Annotated in this window: 4 protein-coding genes; 1 reads left to right on the forward strand and 3 read right to left on the reverse strand. The window is 71.9% G+C overall.

All coding sequences use genetic code 11. From position 1 onward, the window contains the following. Positions 1–451 (reverse strand): hypothetical protein (locus VKH46_00005; protein ID HKB69198.1); only part of this gene is annotated, 451 nt, incomplete at its 3' end. Positions 452–792: 341 nt separating this feature from the next. Between VKH46_00005 and VKH46_00010 the strand changes: the two genes are divergently transcribed. Beyond that, positions 793–1,086: a hypothetical protein gene (locus tag VKH46_00010; protein ID HKB69199.1), complete on the forward strand. Its 294-nt coding sequence runs from the start codon at positions 793–795 to the stop codon at positions 1,084–1,086. Positions 1,087–1,914: 828 nt separating this feature from the next. Here the strand turns inward: VKH46_00010 and VKH46_00015 are convergent. Next, positions 1,915–3,072, reverse strand: a complete 1,158-nt coding sequence (locus VKH46_00015) for an NAD(P)/FAD-dependent oxidoreductase (protein ID HKB69200.1) — start codon at positions 3,070–3,072, stop codon at positions 1,915–1,917. Further along, positions 3,069–3,578: methyltransferase domain-containing protein (locus VKH46_00020; protein ID HKB69201.1), on the reverse strand; the 510-nt coding region annotated here is incomplete at its 5' end. The genes VKH46_00020 and VKH46_00015, both read right to left, overlap by 4 nt.

Raw genomic sequence — 3,578 nt, forward strand, 5'->3', positions numbered from 1 at the left:
CGCCCGTCACCAGCGCCAGGCGCCGGAAAGTCCAGGTCCACCAGGGAGGAACGGGCCGGGTCGTCCAGAGGAGCCGCGTCGCGTCGGTGCGCGGGAGCGTGCGGCGCTCCCCGGCTCCGAAGATCGAGATCTCGCGGGTGATCGCATCGCGCTCGATCTCGAGCGTTTCTTCGGCGAAGAAAAGGGCGACGAGGCCGACGAGCGCCGCCGGAGCGCCCAGCAGGACCGCCACGGTCATGCCGAAAAGGGCCCCGGCCGGAATCGTCTCTCTCCCGGCCGCGATGTGGCGCCACTCTTCGGCGAGCCGGATCGCGCCCAGGAGGGTCCCCGCCGACAGGAGGGATGCGGCCGCGAGGAGCCGCCGGCGCAGCGGTGCCGAAGAGACCGGCGGAGCGATCTCGATTCGCACGCCGCGGGAGTCGGCCCGCACCACGATTCGCTCGGAGACCACATATATGATTATAGAAACCGGGAGTCTCGTCCCGGAGAGGAGATGAAATGGCGACGAAGAAGAAGGCCAAGCGTCCGGTGAGAAAGGCGTCGAGGAGCTCGGCGAAGTCGCGAAGCTCGGCGAAGAAGAAGTCGTCGCGCGCCGCGAAATCGGCGGGCCGAAAGTCCGCGCCGCGCAGGGCGAAACCGCGCGCCGCGAAGAGATCTGCCAGGGCGCCGAAGCGTCGCGCCGCGAAGGCGCGCGTCAGAAGTGCCGCGAAGGCGCGCGTAGGAAGAGCCGCGAAGAAGGCGGCTCCGAAGAGAGCGAAACGCGCAGCGGCTCCGAGGAAGACGAAACGCGCCGTGGCTCCGAAGAAGCCCGTTCCGAAAAAGGTCGCCGCGAAGAAGGCCGCCCCTCCCCGCAGGGCGCCCGCGGCGCCGAGAACTCCCGGCGTGATGGGTGAAGGCGACTGGAAATCCGACGAGAAGTACACGGAGAGCCTTCAGGAATGGGGCGCGGGGCACGACGCGGAAGCGCTCGCGCGCGAAGCGGAGTCCGTTCTTCCGGAGGACCTGCGAGAGTCGGACGACCAGGATGTCGCCGACGCGGCGGCCCGGGGTGCGGAGAAGAAGGAAGAGGCCGACGAAGAGTGGTGATCGCTCGAACGGCCGTCGAGCTCGCGGGATGTATGACGCGCTCCGCGGTTCGCGGATCCTGACGCGGCGCGCCCCGCCGGGACCGCTCGGCGCCGGCCGCGGATAGGGTTACAGGCCGGTGCGGGGCGAGCGGCTCCCGCCGGGATTCGCGCCGCGCCACCCGCGGCGGATCGCGACGAGGGATCGCGAGCCCGCGGCGGCTTCTCGCGACGGGGTGTCTGGAGGAAGCGCGGCACGTTGTGCCGCGCGACTGTCTTCGAGAATTGCTCGCGCAGCCGGCGGCGATCGCGGGACGACGGCGGCGATGCGGCGGGTGCGGGTCCTGACGCGTAGTCGCTCACATAAGGTCGAGAGCGTGAGCGAGCCGCAAAATCCCCCTCCCCCGTTTGGGGGAGGGTGGCCACCGCAGGTGGCCGGGTGAGGGTAGGAGCGAAGGTCCCCGGCCCGGCCGGCGCACGCTGCGGATAGGGTTACGGGAACGGTGCGCGGCGGCCGGCTCCGGGAGAGACGACCCCGCGCCACTCGCAGCCGCATCGCGACGAGGGATCGCGAGCCCGCGGCAGACGCTCGCTCCGGCGGGCGCCTTCCGCCTTCGCTGAAGCTTCGGCGGACGGGTCGGCGCAGATCGGTCGCCTTCGCCAACGGGCATCGGCGACCGAACCGCCGGGCTGAACGTTCTACCTGGGGGATGCTTCCCCCAAGCCCCCTCTGGGCCCGTTGACGAGGTCCGAAGCGCCCCGCCCTGCAGCGACCGGAACCAAGGCTTCTCATGCCACAGTAGGCGCGGCACGAGGTGCCGCGCGACTCGACCACCGCTGAAATCGTGTATCAATCGACGGCGCGCAGCCGCGTGCGTTCGATGCCGGCGCGCACGAGCGGCAGCGCGACGGGGAGCAGGAGACGGCGCGCGGCCGGGGAGAGGAGCGCCTTGCGGAAGATCGCGTCCCACGTGAAACGAGCGCCGAACTCGCGTCGCCACGCCGCGCGGTAGAACCGCTCGAGGTCCGCCGGGGCGATCTCGCCGCGCAGGAAACGTCCGACCCATCGCGCGGCGACGACGCCGCCGCGGATCGCCGTCGCCTGGCCGTCCCCGGTGAAGGGATCGCGGATGCCGGCCGCGTCGCCCACGCCGAGAATTCCGCGGAAGGCGGGCGCGTGGCGCTCGAAGAAGACCGCCGGGGTGCCGAGCACTTCGCGCGTCGGAGAAAGCGGCGCGAGGTCGGCGCGGAGCCGGGGCTCTCCATCGACGAGCGCGGCGAGAAAACGCTCCCATCCGTTTCCGCCATCGTTCGCCGTGCCGAGACGGCGTCGGAGCTCGTTCTCGGAGACGACGCCCGCGAAGTTGACGAGGCCGTCCTCCACCCGCGAGAGGCCGCCGTAGCCCCCGCGGAAGAAATGGAGGTGGATCCGGCCGGCGAGATGCGACGAGTCGCCGGAGTCGTGCCGGCTCCAGCCGAAGAACCGCCCGCGCGTCCGCGCCGCGAACGACCGTCCCAGAGCGCGGTCGAGCGGCGTCCAACGTCCCCATGCCGCGAGCACGACGCGCGCCGTCACGGGACTCTCGCCCCCCGCCGCCGACACGGCGAAGCCGTCGCCGAGCGAGCCGTCGATGCGATCGACGTTCGCGCCGAACCGGACCTGCGCGCCCGAGGACGCGGCCTCCTCGGCGAGCCGGGTGTCGAGCAGGCGCCGCGAGACGCCGATGGCCGGCCGGGGAAGGGGAAACTCGACCGACCGTCCGTGCTCGAAGAAAAAGGTTCCGCGGTCGATTCGCTCGACGTGCTCTCCGTCGAGCCGCGCCGCCACGCCCCAGCGGGAGAGGTCCGCCATCGCCTCCGGAGAGAGGAACTCGCCGCACACCTTGTCGCGTGGAAATCGGTCCTTCTCGAGAACGACGACGGAGAATCCGCCGCGCGCGAGCTCGATCGCCGCCGACGATCCGGCCGGGCCGGCGCCGACGATCGCGGCGTCGAATTCGGCGGTCACCGCCGCGCCGAGAGCACGAACCGGAAGGGCGGCACGGCGCGGACTTCGCACGCCGCGAGGCCCGCGAGCCGCGCGATGCCGAGGACCTCCGCCGGAGTGTAGGCCTGCTCGACCGACATGCGCGCATCCTCGACGGTCAGCGCGCTCCGGAAGCAGAAGGGGCCGAGGCCCATTACCGCGAGCCGCGCGACCGCGTGCCGGCGCAGGTCGAGGACGAAAAGGCCGAGGCGGGCCAGCCGCGCCATCTCGCGGAGGATCCCGACGTTCTCCTCCGGAGAGAAGTGGTGGAAGAACTGCGCCGAGATCACCCAGTCGAAGCTGCCGTCGGGAAACGGCGTGCGCCGCGCGTCGCCCGCGACGAGCGAAGGCGCGGCGGCACCGTAGAGACGGCGCGCGGTCGCGAGATGGGCGACCTGGACGTCGAGCGACATGATCGAGAGGCGGATCCCGCTCCGCGCCGCCTTCCGGGCGAGGACGATCGGGACGTCGGTCGAGCCCGAGCCGAG

It is taken from the genome of Thermoanaerobaculia bacterium (genome assembly GCA_035260525.1).
Taxonomy (GTDB): Bacteria; Acidobacteriota; Thermoanaerobaculia; order UBA5066; family DATFVB01; genus DATFVB01.